At 74.5% G+C, this 14491-nt stretch carries 16 protein-coding genes and 1 tRNA gene; 6 read left to right on the top strand and 11 right to left on the bottom strand.

Annotated elements, in window-relative coordinates:
* The first annotated feature begins 47 nt into the window (after positions 1–47).
* Positions 48–179 carry a hypothetical protein gene (locus AB0I41_RS04050; RefSeq protein WP_357101568.1) on the top strand — a complete coding sequence of 44 codons (132 nt, stop codon included), beginning with the start codon at positions 48–50 and terminating at the stop codon, positions 177–179.
* Positions 180–221: 42 nt separating this feature from the next.
* Here the strand turns inward: AB0I41_RS04050 and AB0I41_RS04045 are convergent, their stop codons facing one another.
* On the bottom strand, positions 222–617 hold the full coding sequence (locus AB0I41_RS04045) for a VOC family protein (protein ID WP_357101566.1): 396 nt from the start codon (positions 615–617) through the stop codon (positions 222–224).
* Positions 618–820: 203 nt separating this feature from the next.
* On the opposite strand from AB0I41_RS04045, the gene AB0I41_RS04040 reads away from it, so the two are divergent.
* Entirely contained in the window at positions 821–949 is a 129-nt protein-coding gene (locus tag AB0I41_RS04040) for a hypothetical protein (RefSeq protein WP_357101564.1), read from the top strand.
* 44 nt (positions 950–993) lie between these two features.
* Here the strand turns inward: AB0I41_RS04040 and AB0I41_RS04035 are convergent.
* Positions 994–1082, bottom strand: a tRNA-Ser gene (locus AB0I41_RS04035).
* Positions 1083–1363: 281 nt separating this feature from the next.
* On the opposite strand from AB0I41_RS04035, the gene AB0I41_RS04030 reads away from it, so the two are divergent.
* Positions 1364–2341 carry an NAD(P)H-quinone oxidoreductase gene (locus AB0I41_RS04030; protein ID WP_357101562.1) on the top strand — a complete coding sequence of 326 codons (978 nt, stop codon included), beginning with the start codon at positions 1364–1366 and terminating at the stop codon, positions 2339–2341.
* On the opposite strand, the gene soxR is transcribed toward AB0I41_RS04030, so the two are convergent.
* Complete coding sequence (soxR, locus tag AB0I41_RS04025) at positions 2328–2798, bottom strand: redox-sensitive transcriptional activator SoxR (protein WP_357101560.1); 471 nt, start codon at positions 2796–2798, stop codon at positions 2328–2330. The two genes, AB0I41_RS04030 and soxR, sit on opposite strands and share 14 nt — an antisense overlap.
* A gap of 45 nt (positions 2799–2843) precedes the next feature.
* Here soxR and AB0I41_RS04020 point away from each other — a divergent pair, with 45 nt between their 5' ends.
* Positions 2844–3545, top strand: coding sequence for a transketolase (locus AB0I41_RS04020; RefSeq protein ID WP_357101558.1), 702 nt, complete (start codon positions 2844–2846; stop codon positions 3543–3545).
* A gap of 4 nt (positions 3546–3549) precedes the next feature.
* Positions 3550–4443 (top strand): transketolase, encoded by an 894-nt coding sequence (locus tag AB0I41_RS04015; protein ID WP_357101556.1) that lies wholly within the window; start codon positions 3550–3552, stop codon positions 4441–4443.
* Here the strand turns inward: AB0I41_RS04015 and AB0I41_RS04010 are convergent.
* A complete protein-coding gene (locus tag AB0I41_RS04010) occupies positions 4429–5136 on the bottom strand; it encodes a glycosyltransferase family 2 protein (protein WP_357101647.1) in 708 nt (235 codons plus the stop codon). The two genes, AB0I41_RS04015 and AB0I41_RS04010, sit on opposite strands and share 15 nt — an antisense overlap.
* Positions 5137–5259: 123 nt before the next feature.
* Between AB0I41_RS04010 and AB0I41_RS04005 the strand changes: the two genes are divergently transcribed.
* On the top strand, positions 5260–7464 hold the full coding sequence (locus tag AB0I41_RS04005) for a hypothetical protein (protein ID WP_357101554.1): 2205 nt from the start codon (positions 5260–5262) through the stop codon (positions 7462–7464).
* 5 nt (positions 7465–7469) lie between these two features.
* Here AB0I41_RS04005 and AB0I41_RS04000 read toward each other — a convergent pair whose 3' ends face one another.
* The 7 genes from AB0I41_RS04000 to AB0I41_RS03970 all read right to left on the bottom strand — a co-directional run bounded on the left by AB0I41_RS04000 (position 7470) and on the right by AB0I41_RS03970 (position 14450).
* Positions 7470–8069: a hypothetical protein gene (locus tag AB0I41_RS04000; RefSeq protein WP_357101552.1), complete on the bottom strand. Its 600-nt coding sequence runs from the start codon at positions 8067–8069 to the stop codon at positions 7470–7472.
* Positions 8070–8125: 56 nt separating this feature from the next.
* Positions 8126–9604, bottom strand: a complete 1479-nt coding sequence (locus AB0I41_RS03995; protein ID WP_357101550.1) for a HAMP domain-containing sensor histidine kinase — start codon at positions 9602–9604, stop codon at positions 8126–8128.
* Positions 9597–10289 carry a response regulator transcription factor gene (locus tag AB0I41_RS03990; RefSeq protein WP_357101548.1) on the bottom strand — a complete coding sequence of 231 codons (693 nt, stop codon included), beginning with the start codon at positions 10287–10289 and terminating at the stop codon, positions 9597–9599. The genes AB0I41_RS03995 and AB0I41_RS03990 overlap by 8 nt, the downstream gene beginning before the upstream one ends.
* 69 nt (positions 10290–10358) lie before the next feature.
* Positions 10359–10871, bottom strand: coding sequence for a hypothetical protein (locus AB0I41_RS03985; RefSeq protein WP_357101546.1), 513 nt, complete (start codon positions 10869–10871; stop codon positions 10359–10361).
* 122 nt (positions 10872–10993) lie between these two features.
* Positions 10994–11917: a DUF1906 domain-containing protein gene (locus AB0I41_RS03980; protein WP_357101544.1), complete on the bottom strand. Its 924-nt coding sequence runs from the start codon at positions 11915–11917 to the stop codon at positions 10994–10996.
* 244 nt (positions 11918–12161) lie between these two features.
* Positions 12162–13160 carry a phosphotransferase gene (locus AB0I41_RS03975; protein ID WP_357101541.1) on the bottom strand — a complete coding sequence of 333 codons (999 nt, stop codon included), beginning with the start codon at positions 13158–13160 and terminating at the stop codon, positions 12162–12164.
* 117 nt (positions 13161–13277) lie between these two features.
* Positions 13278–14450, bottom strand: a complete 1173-nt coding sequence (locus AB0I41_RS03970) for an acetyl-CoA C-acyltransferase (protein WP_357101539.1) — start codon at positions 14448–14450, stop codon at positions 13278–13280.
* Between the last annotated feature and the right edge of the window lie 41 nt (positions 14451–14491).

Genomic DNA, 14491 nt, shown 5'->3' with positions numbered 1-14491 from the left:
TTGAACCGGAAGCGCCGGGACACTCCGGGAAGATCGACACTCGTACGATGACGCTCCCCGACGTGAAACGGACGGTCGAGGCGGCGCTGCCGGGCGCCGAGCTGATGTCCCATGCGCACGACGACACCAGCGACACCCGCTACGTCCGGGACGGCAGGTGTCGCCGGCTGCCCACGTGACGGTTGCGGTGTGTGACGGGATGTGGGCAGCCGGCTCGCGGCCTAGTTCTGCGGTGCCAGGGTGCGTAGGACGCAGAACTCGTTGCCCTCGGGGTCTGCCATGACCACCCAGTTTCGGTCTGAGCCTTGGCCCACATCCGTCTTGGTGGCGCCGAGGCCGAGCAATCTGTTCACCTCGTCCTCCGTGCTGCCGTCGATCGGGCTGACGTCGAGGTGAAGCCGGTTCTTCACGGTCCTGCCCTCGGGCACCTGGACGAACAGCAGGGTGGGCGGCATCTGGCGGGCCCGAACATCCTCAACGGTCGGCACCCAGGAGCCGATCTCGACCTTGCCCTCGCTCCGGTCGATCACCTTGAAGTCCACGACCTCGCACCAGAAGGCCGCGAGCCTCTCCGGATCGTGGCAGTCAACGACCAACTCGGTGAACCTACTTGTCATGACTCTCCCAGCTAATGCGGACGGGGCTCAGAGTATCGCCCGTCCGACAGATCCGGGATCTTGCTGACCTGGGACATCAGTCGGGCTCGATCCGACATCAAATACGCGTCAAGCCCCTGGTTAGGAACAGGTCTGCGAAGAACAGGTTCCAGGCACCGAGAGGCTTCACGCGGTGACCGGTATCACCTACACCGGCGTGCTCGATGTCGGCCACGGCCACCGCCGAGACCCTCGCGAAGCTGCTGACCGAACACCGTGAACGGCTCGGCACCCGCAAGGCCACCCGTGCTCTCGACCCCTTCAAACAGGGTGTGTTGGTCCTGCACCCCTGACCAGCACTTTTGCTGGTCAGGGGGCGTTTCTACTGCCCAAGGGGCGGAGGGTGTGGGATTCGAACCCACGAAGGACATCGCTGCCCTTACCGGTTTTCAAGACCAGCGCCATCGGCCACTAGGCGAACCCTCCCGGACCGTCACCCTCGGGTGCCCGGCCGGTGCCTAGTCTGCCACGGACGCCGCACGGGGGAACCGACCTCCCACCCCTGTTGGGAGGATTCCCTGATGTGGGAGACACCGACGATCGTGCTGATCACCGGGATCATGGCGGGCCGGCAAGTCCACAGTGGCTGGTGACCTGGACCGGCGGCTGCCCCGCTCGGTGCACCTGCGCGGTGACCTCAGGCGCAGACGGTGGACCAGATCGTGGCCTGGGCGTGGACCGAAGGGCGGATCGGGTAAGACTGGGCCATGCGCGCGATCACGATCCCGGAACCCGGCGGACCCGAGGCACTCGTCTGGGCGGAGGTGCCCGACCCGGAGCCCGGCCCGGGCGAGGTGGTCGTCGACGTGCGGGCCAGCGCGGTGAACCGGGCCGACCTGCTGCAACGGCAGGGGCACTACCCGCCGCCGCCGGGCGCGCCCGCGTACCCGGGTCTGGAGTGCTCCGGGGTGATCAGCGCGACCGGCCGCGACGTGACCGAATGGGCGGTGGGCCAGCAGGTCTGCGCGCTGCTGGCCGGCGGCGGGTACGCGGAGCGGGTGGCGGTGCCGGCCGGGCAGCTGCTGCCGGTGCCGGCCGGCGTCGACCTGGTCGACGCGGCGGCGCTGCCGGAGGTGGCCTGCACGGTCTGGTCGAACGTGGTGCGGCTGGCCCGGCTCGGCCGGGGCGAGACGCTGCTGGTGCACGGCGGCGGCAGCGGGATCGGCACCTTCGCCATCCAGCTCGGGGTGGCGCTCGGCGCGACCGTGGTGGTGACCGCCCGCTCGGCGAAGCACGACCGGCTGCGGGAGTTGGGTGCCGCGCACACCGTCGACTACCGGGAGCAGGACTTCGTCGAGGAGGTTCGCCGGGTCACCGACGGCCACGGCGCGGACGTCGTCCTCGACATCATGGGCGCCTCCTACCTGGGCCGGAACGTGGCGGCGCTGGCCGACGGCGGTCGGCTGGTGGTGATCGGCATGCAGGGTGGCCGCAAGGCCGAGCTGGACCTCGGGGCGCTGCTGGCCAAGCGGGCCTCGGTGGCCGCCACCGCGCTGCGCTCCCGCCCGCTGGACGACAAGGCGGAGATCGTGCGGGGCGTCCGGGAGCAGGTCTGGCCGCTGGTGTCCTCCGGTGCGGTCCGGCCGGTCGTGGACCGGCGGCTGCCGATGACCGAGGCGGCCGAGGCGCACCGGCTGGTGGAGTCGAACGACCACGTGGGCAAGGTGCTGCTCACGACGTCGTGACGGCGCCGTCCCGGTTCGCGGGACGGGGCAGCACCAGGCGGGCGCCGGGCCCCTCGCCGGCGAGCGAGTCGCCCGGGTTGTAGAGGTTGCAGCGCTGCAACGACAGGCAGCCGCAGCCGATGCAGCCGTCCAGGTCGTCGCGGAGCTTGCCGAGCAGCCGGATCTTCTCGTCCAACCGCTCCCGCCACACCCGGGACAGGGCGGCCCAGTCGTCGGGGGTGGGGGTGCGGGAGGCGGGCAGCGAGTCCAGTGCCTCGCGGATCTCCTCCAGCGGGATGCCGACCTGCTGGGAGATCCGGACGAACGCCACCCGGCGCAGCTCGGAGCGGGCGTACCGGCGCTGGTTGCCGCCGGTGCGTTCGGCGCGGATCAGGCCAAGCCGCTCGTAGTAGCGCAGCGCGGACTGGGCCACGCCGCTGCGGGTGGAGAGCTGCCCGATGGTGAGTGATTCGTGCATCAGTCGCCTTGAGTTGAAGTTGACTTGAACTTGCAGGCTAGCCGCATGACCACCACCATCGCCACCGCCCCACCCGTGCCGGGGCCGGTCGCCGCGCCGCTGAACCGGCTGCGCGCCGGCCGCGAGTTCGGCCCCAACGTGTACTCGACCGTCGACGTGCTCTGGGTGCTGTACGACCGCATCCTGCGGATCGCCCCCGACACCGTCGACGACCCCGAGCGGGACCGCTTCCTGCTCTCCAAGGGCCACGCCGTCGCCGGCTACTACGCGGTGCTCGCCGCGAAGGGCTTCCTACCGGTCGACTGGCTCGACGACCAGGGCGGCCCCGACAGCCGCCTCGGCGACCACCCGGACCGGCTGCTGGTCCCCGGCGTGGAGATCGGCTCCGGCTCGCTCGGCCACGGCCTCGGGCTGGGCGTGGGCACCGCGCTCGGGCTGCGCGCCCAGGGCCTCACCGACCCCCGGGTGTACGTGCTGCTCGGCGACGCCGAACTGGACGAGGGCTCCAACCACGAGGCGATCGCGTACGCCGGGGCGACCGGGCTGGCCGCCCTGACCGCGATCGTGCTCGACAACCGGTCCGCCAGCCACGGCTGGCCGGGCGGGGTGGCCAGCCGGTTCACCGTCAACGGGTGGACCGCCGCCACTGTCGACGGGCGCGACCACGACGCCCTGCACGCCGCCCTCACCGGGCACGACCAGCACCGGCCACACGTCGTCGTCGCGGTCGTCGAGAACGGGGAGTGAGAGCATGCGGGACACCTTCGTCGCCAGCGCGACCGAACTGCTGGACGATCCGCGTACCACCATCGTGCTGGCGGACATCTCGGCCGCCTCGTTCGCCCCGGCCGCGCGCCGGTATCCCGACCGGGTGGTGAACGTCGGCATCCGGGAGCAGTTGATGGTGGGTGTGGCCGGTGGACTCGCGCTGACCGGGCAGCGCCCGATCGTGCACAGCTACGCCCCGTTCCTCGTCGAGCGGGCGTACGAGCAGATCAAGCTGGACCTCGACCACCAGGGGGTCGGCGCGGTGCTGGTCAGCGTCGGGGCGTCGTACGACCGGGCGGCGGCGGGCCGGACGCACCTCAGCCCGGCGGACGTCAGCCTGCTCGACACGCTGCACGGCTGGACCGTGCACGTGCCCGGTCACCCGGACGAGGTGCCCGGGCTGCTGCGCGGCGTGGTGTGCGGGCGGGACTCGGCGTACCTGCGGCTGTCGACGCAGCAGAACACCCGCCCGTACGCCGGCGACGGTGAGTTGCGGGTGGTACGGGACGCCGGACCGGGCGCGGCGCTGCTGGTGGCGGTCGGGCCGGTGCTGGACGCGGCGCTCGCGGCGGTGGCCGACCTGCCGGTGACGGTGGCCTACACCCACCGGCCGCGACCGTTCGACGTGGCCGGGCTGCGGGCGCTGACCGGCACGGAGGTGATCCTGGTCGAGCCCTACCTGGCCGGCACCTCGGCCCGGGTGGTGTCGGAGGCGCTGGCCGACCGCCCGCACCGGCTGCTCAGCCTCGGCGTGGGCCGGTCGGAGCTGCGGCGCTACGGCACGGCGGAGGACCACACCCGCTGGCACGGGCTGGACGCCGACGGCCTGCGCCGGTCGGTCGGCGGCTTCCTCCGGATGCCGTCAGCGCTGGGCTGAGCCGAGGGGACGGCGGCGGGTGCGCTCCCGGCCGAGGATCCAGAGCGCCTCGACGCCGTCCTTCCAGGTGATCTTCTTGCCCTCCTCGCGACCGCGCGCCCGGTAGCTGATCGGCACCTCGTACGGGCGGATGCGGCGGCGCAGCAGCTTGCCGGTCACCTCCGCCTCCATGCCGAAGCCGCGGGAGCGGACGTCGAGGGAGCGGTAGAGCTCGACCGGCATCAGCTTGAAGCAGGTCTCCAGGTCGCCGATGTAGGAGTTGAACAGCACGTTCGCGGCCATCGTGACGCCCTTGTTGCCCATCACGTACCAGAAGCTGTAGGCACTGTGGCTGCCGAAGGTGCGATTGCCGTAGACCACCGTGGCGCGGCCGTCGAGGACCGGGTCGAGCAGGCGCGGGATGTCCTGCGGGTCGTACTCCAGGTCGGCGTCGAGGATGACCATGTATTCACCCTCGGCGTTGTCGACCGCCGTCTTGATGGCCGCGCCCTTGCCCGCGTTGCGCTGGTGGGTGATGACCCGCAGCCGCGCGTCGTCGGCCCGGCCGAGGATCTCACCGGTGCCGTCCCGGCTGCCGTCGTCGACCACGACCAGCTCGATCTCGCACGGGTAATCGACCGCCAATGCCTGCTTGACGGCATCCGCGATGCGTTCTTCCTCGTTGTAGACCGGCATGAGGATCGAGAGCTTCACGGGGATCTCCACGGTGGCGACAGTAAGTCGGCCCTAGCGTAGCGTGGCAGCTCAGCCGTAGGGAGGCCGCCACCGGGGGCGTCGGGCACCCAGCCCTCAGGAACATGGTGTTAACTTCCGCCCATGTCGGCAGCCGGCTCCCTGGTCGTGGTGGCGCCCGTCGCCGCGTTCGTCGTGCTCACGTCGGTGCTGTGGCCCCGCCGCCCGGACGCGGTCGCGCCGCTGCGGCTGGCCGTGGTCCGCGCCGCGCTGGTGACCGGCGTCTTCGCCGTACTCACCGTGGAGCTGCTCGGCGCGCTGCGCGCGCTCACCCTGCCGGCCGTCGCCGGGGCCTGGCTGCTCTTCCTCGCCGCCACCGTGGCCGCGGCCCGCTGGCGACAGCGTCGCGACCTGGTCGCGTCCGCCGCGCCCGCCGCCCGGGCCGGCACGCTCGTCGGGGCCACGACCGGCACTCCGGCGTCCGGCGCCGGCCCGACCACCACGCCGGCCTCCCCCGCCGGGCCGTCCGGCGCTGCGGAGCCGGGGGCGGCGTCCGCGCTGGGCAGCCTCGCGTCGGCCCTGGCCGGCTGGCGGGCCCGGTTGGTCGCCTTCCGGCGTACGGCGAGCCGGGGCGAGCGGCTGCTGGCCGGCACGGTCGGCGGGCTGGTGCTGGTGGAGCTGCTCGTCGCGCTGCTCGCCGAGCCCAACAACTTCGACTCGCAGACCTACCACCTGCCCAAGGTGGAGCACTGGGTCGCCCAGGGCAGCCTCGACTTCTGGCCCACCGCGATCCACCGGCAGGTGACGATCCCGCCCGGCGCGGAGTACCTGCTGCTGCACCTGCGCCTGCTCACCGGCGGCGACGCGCTGCACAACCTGGTGCAGTGGGCCGCCGCGCTGGGGTGCCTGGTGGCGGCCACCCGGGTCGTCGCCCAGCTCGGCGGCGGGCGGCGGGCCCAGCTGCTCACCGCGTTCCTGCTCGCCACCACGCCGATGGTGGCCCTCCAGGCGACCAGCACCCAGACCGACCTGGTGGCCGCCGCCTGGGCCGGGTGCGCCGGGACGCTGGCGCTGGACGGGCTGCGCCGGCGCACGGACGTCGGGAGCCTGCTGGCGCTCGGCGCGGCCACCGGCCTGACCGCGCTGACCAAGACCAGCGGGCTGCTCGCGGTCGGGCCGCTGCTGGTTCTCTGGGGGGTCGCCCAGCTCCGGCTGGCGTTCCGCCCGGCGCCGGCCGACCCGGCGGGGCCCGCCGGGGAGAGCCGTAACCGGCCGGGTGCCGGGGTGGCGCGGACGGCCGCCGGGTCGCTGCTGGTGCTGCTGGTCGCGGGGGTGGTGGTGGGCCCGTTCCTGGCCCGGGTGACCGTCGAGTTCGGCCACCCGCTCGGCCCGCCCCGGCTGCGCGAGTCCATCCCGATGGAACGGCACGACCCGGCCTCGATCCTGGTCAACGCGCTGCGGATCGGCCACACCGCGTTCGACACCCCGCTCGCGCCGCTGCGGTCCGGCACCGCCGCGGCGATCACGGACGGCGCGCAGGCGATCGGGGTCGACCCGCAGGACCGGGCGATCACCTTCGGCCGGGAGGTGTTCCCGGTTCCCGCCTGGTACCCGGACGAGGACCGGGTGGCCTTCCCGCTGGCCGGCTCGCTGGCGCTGCTGGGCGCGGTGTTCGCGCTGGCCCGGCCGACCCGGATCAGCCCGGCCGGGCCGGCGGCGCTGCGGGCGTACGCGGTCGCGGTGGTGGTGGCCGTCGGGCTGCACACCGCGACGATCAAGTGGCAGCCCTGGGGGAACCGGCTGCTGCTCTACGCGCTGGTGGCCGCCGTACCGCTGGCCGGGCTCTGGCTGGACGCGCTGTTGCGGCGGCGGCTCGTGCCCGGACGCCGGTCGGTGGCCGCCGGGCTGGCGGTGACCGTGCTGGCCACGTCCGCGCTGGCCGGCGTGCTGGCCCTGTCGTACGGCTTCCCGCGCCGGCTGGTCGGCGCCGGCTCGGTCTTCACCACCTCGGACTGGGACACCCGGTTCGTGCGCCGGCCGCAGTGGGCCGAAGAGTTCCGCTGGGCCGCCGCGGCGGTACGGGCGAGCGACGCCCGCCGGATCGGCCTGGTGCAGCAGAACGACAACTGGGAGTACCCGTGGTGGCTGCTGCTGCGTGACGAGCAGGGCCGCTCGCCGGAGCTGGTGGCGTTGCAGTCGGTGCTGCCCGACCGGCCGCCGGCCGACCCGGCGTCGGTGGACGCGATCGTCTGCACCGGCAGCCGGCCGGCGTGCACGAAACTGGTGCCGGCCGGCTGGACGGTGGAGTTCCGCGGGTACGTCGGCTACGCCCTGCCGCCGTCCCGCTGAGCCCGCTATTGCTTGAACGGCACGACGATCAACCGGGCGACCGCCTTGTCGCCGTCCTTGGCGCCCGCGATGCCGATCTTCGTGCCGACCTTGATGTCGTTCGACCGGATCGTCGTGCGCCGCTCGATCACCCGGAGCTGGTCGCCGAGGCTCCAGGTCAGGGTGAAGCCGTCGGTGGACTTCACGGTCACCGAGTCGCCGTCGATCGCGGTGACCTCCCCGCGCTGCACGACGACGGTCTTCGTGCCGCCGTCCTTGGTCTGCACGACGGCCTCGCCGTGCAGGGTGTTCCTCCGCAGCAGCACCCGGGCCTGGCGGCGCTTGCGCCACTCCTCGGCCCGCTCGCCGCGCTTGCCCTTCGGGCCGGCCTCGGGCTCGGCCGATCCGGAGACGGCGGGCGCGGGGGCGGCCACCGGCTCCAATTCGGCGGGGTCGAACCCCATGGCGGCGAGCGCCTGACCCTCCACGCCCATCGCCGCGGCGACGTCGACCGCGGCCTGCTGCGCCGTACCCTCAACGACCTGGGCCGGGCCGCAACCGGCGACGCCCAGCGCGACCGCCGCGAGCAGCGACGTGGTGGCGATGGCGAATCCCTGACGTGCCATGACACTCCCTCTCGTCCGTGGTGCCGTCAGCGTCGCAGGGCCGGGTGGGCGCCGCGTCAGGCCGATGTTCGGGTCAGGTAAGGATGGGCGGGCAACCGGACGGTGAACGCCGCCCCGCCCTCCGCGGCGTGCCCGGCGACGATCTCCCCGCCGAGCCGGCGGACCAGGCCGGCGGCGAGCGCCAACCCCAGGCCGCTGCCCACCTTGCGCACGCCCCGGTAGCGCTGGTGCAGCGCCCCGCGCTCGAAGGCCACCGCCAGGTCGTCGTCGGTGAAGCCGGGCCCGCCGTCGCGGACCTCCACCACCCCGCCGGCCGCCGGGTCCGCACCGGCCGGCCGGACCGCGAGCACCACCGGCGCCCCCGGGGGTACGACCCGCAGCGCGTTCTCCAGCAGCCCGTCCAGCACCTGACGGATCCGCCCCGGATCGGTGTACGCCGGCACCGGGGTCTCCGGCGCCTCCAGCCGGAACGGCACCCCGACCGCCGCGCACCGCTCCGACCAGGTGCGTTCGGCGTCGACGGCCAGCCGGGTGAGGTCGACCGGGACCGGTTCCAGCGGGAAGTCCGCCGCCTCCAGCCGGGCCAGCGCCAGCAGGTCGCTGACCAGCCGGTCCAGGTGCTCCGCCTCGGCGACCATGGTCCGCCCGGTGCCGGGCGCCTCGTCCGCGCCGATCACCCCGTCGGCCAGCGCCTCGGCCCAGCCCCGGATCGCGGTCAGCGGGGTGCGCAGCTCGTGCGAGACGGAGAGCAGGAACTCCCGTTGCCGCCCCTCGCTGGTGGCCAGCGCGGCGGCCAGCCCGTTCAGCGCGTACGCCAGGTCGGCGACCTCGTCCGGCGGCTCCACCGGGACGCGTACCGCCCGGTCGCCGGCGCGCAGCCGGGCGGCGGCGTCGGCGGCGTGCCGGATCGGCCGGGCCAGCCGGCGGGCGAGGAGCAGCCCGGCGGCGACCCCGGCGGCCAGCCCGGCGAGCAGCGGCAGCCAGAGACTGCCCAGCACTCCCCGCCAGGGGCCGCTGGTGGTGGCCCGGGTCAGCACCACGCCGTCCCCGCCGGGCAGGGCCCGCCCCTCGACCAGGGCCCGCCGGCCGTCGACCAGCCGGCGGCCGGAGACGTCCTTGCCGGCGGAGATCCGGTTCACCACCTGCCGGGGCAGCCCGGGCCGGTCGACCGTGCCGGCGCGGACCACGTACACCTCGATCTCCTGCTGGCGGAGCTGACGGATGACCCGGTCGCCGGCGGCGTCCCGCTGCCGCGCCGGGCGTACCCGCAGCACGTCGGCGGCGAGGCGGGCCTGGGCGGCGAGCGCCTCCTGGTCGCGGCGTTCCGCGCCGCGTACCGCCAGGGGGACCGCGACCAGGGCGGTGACCAGCACGGAGACCAGCGCCACCGCGCAGGTGACCAGGACCGCGCGGGCGGTGAGGGTGCCGGTGAACCAGCGGCGCGGGGGTGCGGGGGCCGGTCGGGGCCCGAGTACCGGCAGCGCGACGGTGGGCTCGTGCGGCCGGGCGGGGCGCTGCGGGTCGGGGTCAGTCATCGGCCGCGTACCCGACGCCGCGGTGGGTGCGGATCACGCCGGCCGCGCCGAGCTTGGCCCGGACCTGCGCCACGTGCACGTCGACGGTGCGGGTGCCGGCGTGCGCCGCGTACCCCCAGACCCCGGCCAGCAGCTCCTCCCGGGTGAAGACCCGGCCCGGCCGGGCCATCAGGTGGGCGAGCAGGTCGAACTCGGTGGAGGTGAGCTGGACCGGGGCGCCACCCGCGGTGACCGTGCGGCGGGCCGGGTCGAGGGTGACCGCGCCGACCGTCCGGGGGCGCTCCACCCCCTCGGGCGCGCCGGCCGTGCGGCGCAGCACCGCGCGGACCCGGGCGACGAGTTCGCGGGGGCTGAACGGCTTGGTGACGTAGTCGTCCGCGCCGAGTTCCAGCCCGACGATCCGGTCGACCTCGTCGTCGCGGGCGGTGAGGAAGATGACCGGCGTCCAGTCGCCCGCCTCCCGCAGCCGGCGGCAGATCTCGGTGCCGGCCAGGCCGGGCAGCGCGATGTCCAGCACGCAGGCCACCGGGCGCAGCCGGCGGGCGGCGGCCAGGCCGGCCGGGCCGTCCCGTTCCAGGTGTACGCCGAAGCCTTCCCGGCCCAGGTAGAGCCGGACCAGGTCGGCGATGGCCGGCTCGTCCTCCACCACGAGGACGAGTCCGCGCTGCGGGGCGTCGACGGTCACCGGCCCATGATGACCGACCGGCGGTCACCGGCGCCGTGCGGCCGTGTTCGGGTCAGGTAAGGATGCGCCTCAGCGGGCCGGTACGGGGCGGAGCACCGGGCCACCGGCGGTGGCGGACGTCTCGCCGATGGTGGCGACGATCCGCTCCTTCGGCGTGCGCAGCCGGGTGCGGAACGCGTGGTTGAGCAGCGTGTCGAGCTGCCACACCTGCTTCGGGTGCTGGGTGTGGACGACGAACCGCTCGCGGACGCCGTCGATCGCGGTGGCGGCCAGCTCGACCGACTGCGAGCGCGGGTCGGGGCTCCAGGTGACGTTGCTCAGCTCGCGCAGCTCGGTGTTGAGGTGCAGGCGGAGCCGGTGCAGCACCCGGGTCTGCTGGGTGACCACCATCCGGCGGTGGGTCAGCAGGAGGAGGTATTCGCCGGCCACCGACCGGTCGGGACGGCCGCACCGGGCGACCAGGATGGTGGCGTCGCCGGAGCCGACGCACTGCCGGAAGATCGGCATGTGCCGACTCACGGTCTGGGCCGCCAGGCCGGTCTCGGCGGCGGCGGGGAGGAACGTTCGGGAGAAGACGTCCATGACCTGCCCAACGAGCCGTGACCTGGGGTGACGTGGGCCACTGGGACCTTTTGGAAGTTCCACGCCCTCCCGTCGCACCGCCTGTGCGACGTCGGTGGCCCGCGTTGCGAGGGCGACTCGCGTCAGCGGGTCGAGCGGAACGGGCCGAACCCGGCCGCGCGCGAACTGGGCCGGGTCGGCGTCACGGTCGTCGACCGGTACCGGGTCGTCGGCGGTTCGAGGTCGAGGTAGTTGCTGTCGATGTTGATCTTCACGCCGCCCCAGGTCTCGTGGTGGTCGCCCTGGTACTGCTTCATCCGCCGCTTCGGCACCCAGTACGTCGACGGGATGGTCGGGTCCGTCGTCGTCTGCGCGCCGTCCCAGTTGGCGAAGTCCAGGACGTCCGGCCGGACGTGGCCCGGCTGCGAGTAGGCGGCGACGTGGTCCGCGAGGCCGGCGGAGGCGATGTTGGTGTAGAGGCCGGAGAAATAGCCGTGGTCGTGTAGGCGGGCGGTCCACGCGCTGGTGAACGAGAGCACGGCGGTGGAGCAGGCGGCGTTGCCCGAGGGGTAGCGCTCGATGTCCAGGATGATCGTGCTGTGCGGCGCGAGGCCAAGGTTGCGGGCGGCCGTCACCGCATCGTCGGCCGCCGCCCGGCCCTGGCTCGCGGCCTGCGCCGGGTCGATCCGCCGCTGGTAGGACGTGCACGGCGCCTGGAGGCCGACGTAGAGCGGGAAGAGCCGCCAGCCCTTGGCCTGCTGGCTCGCCACCCACTCGCGGGTCAGGTTGGCCTGCGCGCAGCCCCGGTTGACCCCGCCGATGTAGATACCCACCGCCCGGTACGGCGACTGGAGCCAGGCCGTCATCGCGGCGTCCGAGGGGGCGGCGCAGGTGTCGAAGCCCAGCCCGGTGAAGGTGCCCGGGTGCGGCCCGGTGTAGCCGGCGGCCCCCGCCGGCCGCCCGGCGGGGGCCGCCGAGGCGGTGGCGAGGAGCATCCCGGCCACGGCGGCGGTGAGCATCCGACGGGCGGCCCGACGCAGGCCCGCCGGAGCGGAGGTGATCGTCACGGGTTCCCCGTTCTGGTGAAGAGTCGTCGGACGGCGGAGCGCGGATGGGCACGCGCTCAACACCGACCCGGGGAATCCTGCCCGGCCGGGGCCGGGCTGTCCACCCCGCCAGGTCCATTTCGAATCGCCCGGGTCAGACCCGCGCGCCGGACCACCGGCGCAGCGCCTGGGCGTGCGACGGCGGCCAGGCGAGCGGCCGGCCGGGCACCGCCCCCGGCGCCATGACGGCCGCCACAGCGGACGGTCAGACCGGCAGGGGCGCGAACAGCTCCCCGAGCCAGCCGGGCACCGCCTCGGCGTACTCGGCCGGGGCCGGGTCGGACGTGACCAGGGCGCGCTGCCAGGACAGCGCCCGGCTGACCGTGGCCACCCGCATGGCCAGCTCGGCGGCCTCGCGCAGCGCGGCACGGTCGTACCGGTCGGTCCACGCCTCCAGGTACGCGTCCCGCAGCCGCCGCAGCGCCGCGTCGTCAGAGCCCGGCCCGGCGGTGTACGCCACGGAGCGGAGCGTCACCAGCAGCGTGCCGAAGGGATGGGCGACGGAGGCGTCCCCCCAGTCGAAGAAGCGGTATCCGTCGGCGGCGACGAAGACGTTGCCGTCGTGCAGGTCGTCGTGCTGGATGCTCGGCGGCACCCCGAAGTCGGCCAGCCGCCGGCAGAGCGCGTCGAACTCCCCCCGGTACGCCCGCAGCCGGCCGTGCAGTTCCGGGCTCAGCCCGTTCGCCGCGCCGAGCAGCAGCGCCTCCTCGTCGTCCAGCAGCACCTCGAGCCGCTCCGGCATCGCCTCCGGCCGGTGGTCGGGCACCCCGAGGGACAGCAGCCGCCCGGCGTGCGGCGCGACGGCGAGCTGCAGCGCGGCGTACCCGGGCAGCAGCCGCTCCCAGCGGGCCGGGTCCGGCTCGGCGGCGAGCGTGTCCCGCAGGCTCGGGCCGCCGTCCGGCAGCAGGGACCAGCCGCGCCCGGCGTCCACCGCGATCGGGTCGAGGACCCGGCCCGGGGCGAGCCGGGCCAGCTCGGCCAGCAGCGCCGCCTCGTGCCGGGTGCCCGGGTTGTTGGCCTTGAACCAGACGTCCCCGGTGTCGGTGGGCACCCGCCAGACCAGCGACCAGGGACGGACCCGGGGGTCCACCGGGCGGGACACCCGACGGCCCTGCCGGCCGAGCCGGTCGGCCACCCACTCCAGGGCGGTCGCCTGCCAGTGCGGGTCGGCCCAGTCGGCCCGCGGCGTCGTGGTCTCGGTCACGCCGCGAAATCTAGGCCTCGCCGGTCACCGCGTCACGCGTTTTCCGCCCGCGCCGCCGCGGCCACCGGTCGGTCGGGCACCCGGGTCGGGGCCGCGCGGTCGGTGTGGCGGACGCCGTCAGAGCAGCTCGACGATGGTGGCGTTGGCCATGCCGCCGCCCTCGCACATCGTCTGCAGGCCGTACCGGATGCCGTTGTCGCGCATGTGCTGGAGCATGGTGGTCATGATCCGCGCGCCGCTGGCGCCGAGCGGGTGGCCGAGGGCGATCGCGCCGCCGCGCGGGTTGAGCCGCTCCGGGTCCGCCTCGGTCTCCGCCAGCCAGGCCAGCGACACCGGGGCGAACGCCTCGTTCACCTCGTACACCCCGATCTCCTCGATGCCCAGCCCGGCGCGGCGCAGCGCCTTCGCGGTGGCCGGGATCGGCGCGGTGAGCATGGTGACCGGGTCGTCGGCGGCGACCACGGCGGTGTGGATGCGGGCCAGCGGCCGCAGGCCGTGCCGGCTGGCCCACTCGCTGGTGGTGACGGCGAGCGCGGCCGCGCCGTCGGAGATCTGCGACGCGGACCCGGCGGTGACCACGCCGTCGGCGCGGAACGGGGTCTTCAGCTCGCCGAGCTTCTCCAGCGAGGTGTCCCGGCGGATGCCCTCGTCGGCGGCGAACTTGCCGCCGTCGGCGAGCGGCACCGGGGCCAGCTCGGGGTCGAACGCGCCGGCGTCCTGCGCGGCGGCCGCCTTCTCGTGGCTGGCCAGGGCGAACTCGTCGAGCTGGGTACGGGAGAAGCGCCAGCGCGCGGCGATCAGCTCGGCGCCCACGCCCTGGTTGAACGGCAGCGGTTCGTCGTCGGCGAAGCCCTCCACCCCCCGGTAGCGGTCCCGGAGCTGGTCGCTGAACGGCATCCCGCCGGCCACGCTGGAGCCCATCGGCACCCGGGTCATCGACTCGACGCCGCCGGCGACCACCAGGTCGGCCTGGCCGGAGGCGACCGTCGCGGCGGCGAAGTGCAGCGCCTGCTGGCTCGAGCCGCACTGCCGGTCCAGGGTGGTGCCGGGGACCGACTCGGGCCAACCGGCGGCGAGCACGCCGTTGCGGGCGATGTTCCAGGACTGCTCGCCGACCTGGGAGACGCAGCCCCAGACCACGTCGTCGACCTGGCCGGGCTCGATGCCGGTGCGCTCGGCGAGGGCGCGCAGCACGTGCGCCGAGAGGTCGACCGGGTGCACGGTGGCCAGGCTGCCCTTGCGCCGCCCGACCGGGGTGCGTACCGCGCCGACGATGACTGCGTCACTCATGTCTACTCCCCGGTAACCTGGCTGCCGTCGATACTACGTCC

It is taken from the genome of Micromonospora sp. NPDC050200 (assembly GCF_040656135.1).
Classification (GTDB): domain Bacteria; phylum Actinomycetota; class Actinomycetes; order Mycobacteriales; family Micromonosporaceae; genus Micromonospora.
The sequence above is the reverse complement of the archived record's forward strand: the minus strand, read 5'-3'. Positions and strand labels throughout refer to the sequence as shown.

Excerpts from the sequence above, each read along its gene's own strand:
- AB0I41_RS04050 (WP_357101568.1), top strand. The coding sequence starts at position 48 with ATGACGCTCCCCGACGTGAAACGGACGGTCGAGGCGGCGCTGCCGGGC.
- AB0I41_RS04005 (WP_357101554.1), top strand. The coding sequence starts at position 5,260 with ATGTCGGCAGCCGGCTCCCTGGTCGTGGTGGCGCCCGTCGCCGCGTTC.
- AB0I41_RS04020 (WP_357101558.1), top strand. The coding sequence starts at position 2,844 with ATGACCACCACCATCGCCACCGCCCCACCCGTGCCGGGGCCGGTCGCC.
- AB0I41_RS03970 (WP_357101539.1), bottom strand. The coding sequence starts at position 14,450 with ATGAGTGACGCAGTCATCGTCGGCGCGGTACGCACCCCGGTCGGGCGG.
- AB0I41_RS03995 (WP_357101550.1), bottom strand. The coding sequence starts at position 9,604 with ATGACTGACCCCGACCCGCAGCGCCCCGCCCGGCCGCACGAGCCCACC.
- AB0I41_RS04030 (WP_357101562.1), top strand. The coding sequence starts at position 1,364 with ATGCGCGCGATCACGATCCCGGAACCCGGCGGACCCGAGGCACTCGTC.
- AB0I41_RS04015 (WP_357101556.1), top strand. The coding sequence starts at position 3,550 with ATGCGGGACACCTTCGTCGCCAGCGCGACCGAACTGCTGGACGATCCG.
- soxR (WP_357101560.1), bottom strand. The coding sequence starts at position 2,798 with ATGCACGAATCACTCACCATCGGGCAGCTCTCCACCCGCAGCGGCGTG.
- AB0I41_RS04040 (WP_357101564.1), top strand. The coding sequence starts at position 821 with ATGTCGGCCACGGCCACCGCCGAGACCCTCGCGAAGCTGCTGACCGAA.
- AB0I41_RS04045 (WP_357101566.1), bottom strand. The coding sequence starts at position 617 with ATGACAAGTAGGTTCACCGAGTTGGTCGTTGACTGCCACGATCCGGAG.
- AB0I41_RS03985 (WP_357101546.1), bottom strand. The coding sequence starts at position 10,871 with ATGGACGTCTTCTCCCGAACGTTCCTCCCCGCCGCCGCCGAGACCGGC.
- AB0I41_RS04000 (WP_357101552.1), bottom strand. The coding sequence starts at position 8,069 with ATGGCACGTCAGGGATTCGCCATCGCCACCACGTCGCTGCTCGCGGCG.